The 6,607-nt window shown below is 67.6% G+C and carries 6 protein-coding genes; 4 read left to right on the forward strand and 2 right to left on the reverse strand.

What is annotated here, in order from left to right:
• Positions 1-7 precede the first annotated feature (7 nt).
• On the reverse strand, positions 8-607 hold the full coding sequence (gene wrbA / locus BLU54_RS20375; RefSeq protein WP_091912490.1) for an NAD(P)H:quinone oxidoreductase: 600 nt from the start codon (positions 605-607) through the stop codon (positions 8-10).
• A 74-nt stretch (positions 608-681) separates the two neighbouring features.
• Here wrbA and BLU54_RS20380 point away from each other — a divergent pair, with 74 nt between their 5' ends.
• The 4 genes from BLU54_RS20380 (at position 682) to aroC (ending at position 5,896) form a co-directional block, all read left to right on the forward strand.
• Positions 682-1,998, forward strand: coding sequence for a YihY family inner membrane protein (locus tag BLU54_RS20380; RefSeq protein ID WP_407919445.1), 1,317 nt, complete (start codon positions 682-684; stop codon positions 1,996-1,998).
• Between the two features lie 150 nt (positions 1,999-2,148).
• A complete protein-coding gene (locus tag BLU54_RS20385) occupies positions 2,149-2,616 on the forward strand; it encodes a CBS domain-containing protein (protein ID WP_091912446.1) in 468 nt (155 codons plus the stop codon).
• Between the two features lie 133 nt (positions 2,617-2,749).
• Positions 2,750-4,411, forward strand: coding sequence for an MFS transporter (locus BLU54_RS20390; RefSeq protein WP_139169779.1), 1,662 nt, complete (start codon positions 2,750-2,752; stop codon positions 4,409-4,411).
• A gap of 387 nt (positions 4,412-4,798) precedes the next feature.
• A complete protein-coding gene (gene aroC / locus BLU54_RS20395) occupies positions 4,799-5,896 on the forward strand; it encodes a chorismate synthase (protein ID WP_091912450.1) in 1,098 nt (365 codons plus the stop codon).
• Positions 5,897-6,224: 328 nt separating this feature from the next.
• Here aroC and BLU54_RS20400 read toward each other — a convergent pair.
• Positions 6,225-6,607 (reverse strand): 4Fe-4S dicluster domain-containing protein (locus BLU54_RS20400; protein ID WP_170845244.1); only part of this gene is annotated, 383 nt, incomplete at its 5' end.

A 6,607-nucleotide genomic window follows, 5' to 3' on the forward strand; every position in this document is an offset into this window, starting at 1 on the left:
CCGGTGCTCACGTGTTGCCGTTGGCGGCCAGCGCGAGCGCGGCGCGCGCCAGCCGTGCCCCAAGCGCTACCGCAAGCGTCTTTTCCTCGGCCGTGACGTCGCGCCGCTCGACCGCATGATGGCTGGCGCCGTAAGGCGTGCCACCGCTCTGCGTCGTGTTCAGCGCGGTCTCGGTGAACGGCAGACCGACGATCAACATGCCGTGATGCAACAGCGGCAACATCATCGAGAGGAGGGTGCTCTCCTGACCGCCATGCAGGCTGGTGCTCGACGTGAACACGCAAGCCGGTTTGCCGCTCAAGGTGCCGGCCAGCCACTGTGGCGACGTGCCATCGAGGAAATACTTCAGCGGCGCCGCCATGTTGCCGAAGCGGGTCGGCGAGCCTAGCGCCAGACCGACGCACTCGTCGAGATCGGCCGGCTCGACGTAGGGCGCGCCGTCGGCCGGCACGTCCGGCGCGGTCGCCTCGCAGACTGTCGAAACGGCGGGCACGGTCCGCACCCGCGCGCTCGCGCCGGGAACGCTGTCGACACCTTGCGCGATCAAGCGCGCGAGCGTGCGGGTGGCGCCGTAGCGGCTGTAATACAAAACCAGGATTTCCTGCATCGTCTCGGGCGGGCGAAGCTTGCCCGGCTGCTCGAACAAGCCTTGTATTATAGGCAGCTCAGGAGGCCGTGAACGTGCTCAACTTTCCGATCGACTTACTGGCGATTCGCCGGCTGACGCGATTCGCGACGAAGCGGATCGCGGAGGATCGCGTCGCGCAGGTGGCGGGCAGCCTTACCTTCACGACCGTGCTGTCCGTCGTGCCGTTGATCACGGTGGCGTTTGCGATCTTCACCGCGTTTCCGATCTTCTCGACGTTCCAGGAAGCGCTGCGGTCGTTTCTGACCGATCGGTTGATGCCGCCGTCGGTCAACCAGCAGATTTTCGAATACCTGAACGAGTTCGCGGACAAGGCCAAGGGGTTGACGACCGCCGGCATGATCGTGCTGGTGCTGACGTCGCTGTTGACGATGACCACCGTCGAGTCGGCGTTCAACGTGATCTGGCGAGTGCGCAAGGCACGACCGTTCTCGCAACGCCTGCTGGTGTATTGGGCGGCGTTGACGCTGGGGCCGCTGCTGTTCGGCCTGAGCGTCTCGGTGTCGTCATACGTGTGGACCGAGTCGATCGCCTCCGTGTCCGGCGCGCTCGAAGCGCGGCCCTGGGCAGGCCGATGGCTGATCTCGCTCAGCGTATTGCCGCTCACTGCGCTCGGCTACAGTCTGCTGTATCTGCTGGTGCCCAACTGCCGGGTCGAATGGCGCGATGCGCTGGCCGGCGGCGTTGCCGCGGCGCTCGCCTTCGAGGTAGCGAAGCGCGGCTTCGGCACCTACATCCGCAGTTTCCCGACCTACACCGCGGTGTACGGCACCTTTGCCGCGTTTCCGATCTTCCTGCTGTGGGTGTACCTGAGCTGGTTCATCACGCTCGCCGGCGCAATGATCGCGTCGGCGCTGCCGGACATCCGGGCCGGCCACTTCTTCCGGCCGCGCTTTCCGGGCAGCGATCTGCTCGACGCGCTGGGCGTGCTGGCGCGCCTGGGCGTCGCCCGCGACAAGGGCAGGGTCGGCTACGCGGCGGCCGAGCTGTCACGCATGCTGCGCCGTGATCTGGACACCACCGTGCGCCTGCTGCACGCGCTGGAGAGCCGCGGGCTGATCGCTCGGCTGGACTACGGGCGCGGTCCGCAGCGCTGGCTGTTGCTGGTGAATCCGGAGCAAGTGGAGCTGGCCTGCTTGTTCGATCTCTTCGTCGTCGATCGGCGTGAGCTGGCCTACCAGCTCGAATTGGGTACGGCTCGCGTGGATCGCGCGACCTTGCTCGATGCGCTGGACGCACCCGGCCTGAAGGTGACGCTCGCCACGCTGCTGGCCGCCCGCGCCGCGCACCCGAGCGCGCGCAGTCCGCGCACGGAAGCCATCGACGCCGCGCTGCGCAGGCAGTTGCGCTGAGCGTTGTTGCACTGCGGCACGGCATCGGCTGCGGGTCGACAGCGTATCGGCAGCGTGTCGGCAGTGCGGCGGCACGGCCGCGTTGCCTTCCTTTTTACCTTCCTTTCAGCTAGCATGAACCGATAGGGGAGACGCGACCGGAGGTCGAGCATGCGAGTCAAGGACATACTGGAAGTGAAGGGCAACGTGCTCTATACGGTCAAGCCGGAATGCCCGCTCACCGAGGCCGCGAAGCTGATGGACGAGCATGACATCGGTTCGCTCGTGGTGATGGAGTCGGGCGAGGTGGTCGGCATGTTGACCTTCCGTGAAGTGATGCAGGTACTGTCACGAAACGGTGGTGTACTCGGCGACGGTACCGTTCGCGCGGCCATGAACGCGGCGCCGGTAACCTGCACGTGCGAAACCAACATCGACGAGGTGCGCAGGTTGATGCTCGAAGGCCAGCACGCGCGCTACCTGCCGGTTCTGGACAACAAGCGGCTGATGGGCGTCGTGTCGTTGTACGACGTCGCGAAAGCGGTGATGGAGGCGACCGGCTTCGAGAACCGGATGCTGAAGGCCTATATTCGCGACTGGCCGGAGAGCGAGGACGGCCGCACGCACGCGCACAGCTGAGCGTTGTCGCGTGGAACCGCCGTGCGACGCGGCGGCGAGCATCGACGGGCGACCGGCGTAAGCCGGTCGCCCGTTCTCATTGTTGGACAGGCTATCCGGCCGCGCGCGAGCGGGCGGAGAGGGGGCGAGCTGGATGAGCGAGTGCGGTGAGGGCGGTGAGCGCCGATTGGCCGACGCGGCGACGGGCAGTCGCAAGCCTGGTGCGGCCGGCGAAGCGGCGCGCGATGCCGCCCTTGGGCGCACCGGCGGCACGCTTGCGGGCCGCGCGGGTAGTACCAACCGGGCCGCCGCAGGCGCTGCAGGCGGCGGTACGGCCGACATTACAACCGACGCTACGGCCGCCGCTACGGCCGGCGGGGTGAGCGGCGGCACGACTGGCGGCGCTGCTGGACGCGGCCCTGGCGGCACGAGCGCCGACAGGGCCGGCCGCGCCCCGCAGGGCGACCACGACACGTCGCCGGCGGCCCGCAGCCTGCTGCGTCAGCGTCGCTTTGCCCCCTTTTTCTGGACGCAGTGTGCCGGCGCGATGAACGACAACGTCTACAAGGTTGGCTTGGCCACCTTGGTGACATTCGACGCGACGCGTTACGGGGGCCTGGACCCGCGTCTGGCCGGACTGCTGATATCGGCGTGCTTCGTCCTGCCGTTCGTGCTGCTGTCGGCGACTGCCGGACAACTGGCCGACCGGATGCAGAAAGCGCGGCTGGTGCGCATCATCAAGTCCGCCGAGATCGGCATCATGCTGCTTGCCGCGGCCGGACTGCTCCTGCATCTGCCAGCCGTGCTGTACCTATGCGTGCTGCTGATGGGGGTGCATTCGACCTTCTTTGGGCCGGTCAAGTACGCCTATCTGCCCGAACAGCTTGCGCCGGCCGAATTGTTGAGCGGCAACGCACTGGTCGAGACCAGCACCTTCATCGCGATCCTGCTTGGCAACGTGGCGGGCAGCGTCGGTGCAGCGTGGGGCAGCGCCTGGTTGGCGGTGTGCTGCGTCGTGCTGGCGCTGCTCGGCCGCCTGGCTGCCGCCGGCGTGCCGGTCACGCCACCCGCCGCCCCGGGTCTGCGCATCGATCCGAATCCATTGCGCGAGACGTGGGCAAACCTGCGTCTCGCCGGACGTGATCACGTGCTGCTGGCCTGCCTGCTTGGCATCTCGTGGCTCTGGTTTCTGGGCGCCACCTTCCTGTCGTCGGTTTTCGCCTACGCCAGCCAGGTCCTGCACGCCGATGCCTCGGTCGTGACGCTGATGCTCGCCCTGTTCTCGATCGGCGTCGGCCTCGGCGCTACCCTTTGCCCGTGTCTGGCGCCGGGCCGGCAGGCGCTTGCGATGGTCGCCGTCGGGGCGCTTGGCATGACCCTCTTCACGGCCGATTTCGCACTGGCCGGCATGGCCGAGCCGGCAACCAGCATGGCACCGGACGTCGACCTTGCGACGTTTCTGCGCGAGCCACGGCATTGGCGCGTGCTGGTGGATCTGCTGCTGCTGTCGGTTGCCAGCGGGCTGTACAGCGTGCCGCTCTACACCTTCATGCAGGCGCGCAGCCCGCTGACACATCGCGCGCGGATCGTGGCCGCCAACAACATCGTCAATTCGCTGTTCATGATCGCGTCGGCAGTGCTGGGCGGCATCTTCGCCGCGGTGGGCTGGTCGCTGCCAGCGTTGTTCCTGACGCTGGCCGTGGGCAATGTACTGATGGCGGCATTGCTGCTGCGCATGGTGCCGCGCTTCCGCCGGGCGTTGCGGCTCTGGGGCGGGCGCGTCGCGACGCGAGGACGGCGCGCCGCCGTCCGCTGACGCGCGTCCCGACCTTGCGTCGGTCTGCCGGTCGAGCCCCTTGCCGCGCCCGCCAGGCTGGGCACGCTCAGCACGATCAGCATGATCGCTACCGCGATGACCGGCGTGGCAAATACGATAGGCCCGGCGACTGCGCTCGCGAATGCAACCAGCACGGCGAATGCAACCACCACGGCGAATGCGAACAGCGCATCAGGCGCGCCGGCATTTCCAACGTCCAGCACCGTTGGCATCTGCCGGGCTGCCGTCACGCCGCCATCGCGCCGGCCGTGCGCCGGTGCGGCTGCTTGCTGCGCATCTCGATCGTTCGCATGGGCGAGGCGGCCAAGTGCCCGGCGCGCGGCTTTGCAGCGGTAGAATGCCGGTTTTCCTTGTAGGGCTCCGCTCATGTCCGGCAATACACTCGGCACCGTGTTCGCTGTCACGACCTTCGGCGAATCGCACGGTCCCGCGATCGGCTGCGTGATCGATGGCTGTCCGCCCGGCTTGCCGTTGGAGACCGCCGACATCCAGCGGGAGCTCGATCGCCGTCGGCCGGGGACGTCCCGGCACGTCACGCAACGGCAGGAAGCCGACCAGGTCGAGATCCTGTCCGGCTGGTTCGAAGGACGAACGACCGGCACGCCGATCGCGCTGCTAATCCGCAACACCGACCAGCGCTCGAAGGACTACGGCAACATCGCCCAGTCGTTCCGGCCGGCGCACGCGGACTATACCTATTGGCACAAGTACGGCGTTCGCGATTACCGTGGCGGCGGCCGCTCGTCGGCGCGTCTGACCGCGCCGCTCGTCGCGGCCGGGGCGGTCGCCAAGCTGTGGTTGCGTCAGCAGCACGGCATCGAGGTGCGCGGTTACATGGCAGCGCTCGGCGACATCGACATTCCGTTCGACGACTGGGCGCACGTCGCCGACAACCCATTCTTCGCGCCGAACGCCGCGCTCGTGCCGCAGCTGGAAGCCGCGATGGATGCGCTGCGCCGTGACGGCGATTCGATCGGCGCGCGAATTAACGTGGTCGCGAGCGGCGTCCCGGTCGGATGGGGCGAGCCAGTCTTCGACCGGCTCGATGCCGATCTGGCGCATGCCCTGATGGGCATCAACGCGGTCAAGGGCGTGGAGATCGGCGCGGGTTTCGACAGCATCCGGCAGCGCGGTTCGGAGCACGGCGATGAACTGACGCCTGACGGTTTCGCGTCGAATCGCGCAGGCGGCGTTCTGGGCGGCATTTCGAGTGGACAGGACATCGTCGCCTCGCTCGCGATCAAGCCAACCTCGAGCATCCGCACACCGCGGCGTTCGATCGATGTGGACGGCAAGCCGAGCACGGTGGAGACGTTCGGGCGTCACGACCCCTGCGTTGGCATCCGCGCAACGCCGATCGCCGAAGCAATGGTCGCGCTGGTGCTGATCGATCATGCACTGCGCCATCGCGCGCAATGCGGCGACGTCGAAGTGGCGACGCCGCGCATTCCGTCGCAGGCCTGACGGAACCGTGGGCGCTGTCCGCCGTCTGCCGCCCACGTCAGCGCGAAGGGACGGGCTGGCTACAGCCTGATTGCGCGTGGCGTCGCCCAGTCGTGGCGACGGGCGCACGGTCACGGCTGGCACGATGCCGAACCGACGGGGCATCTCAGTCCGACGCGGGCGAACCACGGCTGCCGAGGCAACGAAGCAACGAAGCAACGAAGCAACGAAGCAACGAAGCAACGAAGCAACGAAGCAACGAAGCAACGAAGCAACGAAGCAACGAAGCGCCCCGCCTGACGGCCTGACGGCCTGTCGCCGCAGCCGCGGCAGCGCGGCTACCGGGCCCCTACATATTCGGATAGTTCGGTCCGCCGCCGCCCTCCGGCGCCACCCAGACGATATTCTGCGTCGGATCCTTGATGTCGCAGGTCTTGCAGTGCACGCAGTTCTGCGCGTTGATCTGCAGCCGCTCGCCGCCCTCGGCCGCCGCATCGGCCACGAACTCGTACACCGCGGCCGGACAGTAACGCGACTCCGGCCCCGCATACTCCTTCAGGTTGATGCGCACCGGCACGCTCGGATCCTTCAGCGTCAGGTGCGGCGGCTGGCTCTCCTCGTGGTGCGTGTTCGAGAGAAACACCGACGAGAGCCGGTCGAAGGTCAGGGTGTTGTCCGGCTTCGGATAGACGATCGGCGTGAACTGCGCGGCCGGCTTCAGGCATTCGTGGT

The sequence above is a fragment of the Chitinasiproducens palmae genome (genome assembly GCF_900095735.1).
In the GTDB taxonomy this organism is placed as follows: domain Bacteria; phylum Pseudomonadota; class Gammaproteobacteria; order Burkholderiales; family Burkholderiaceae; genus Chitinasiproducens; species Chitinasiproducens palmae.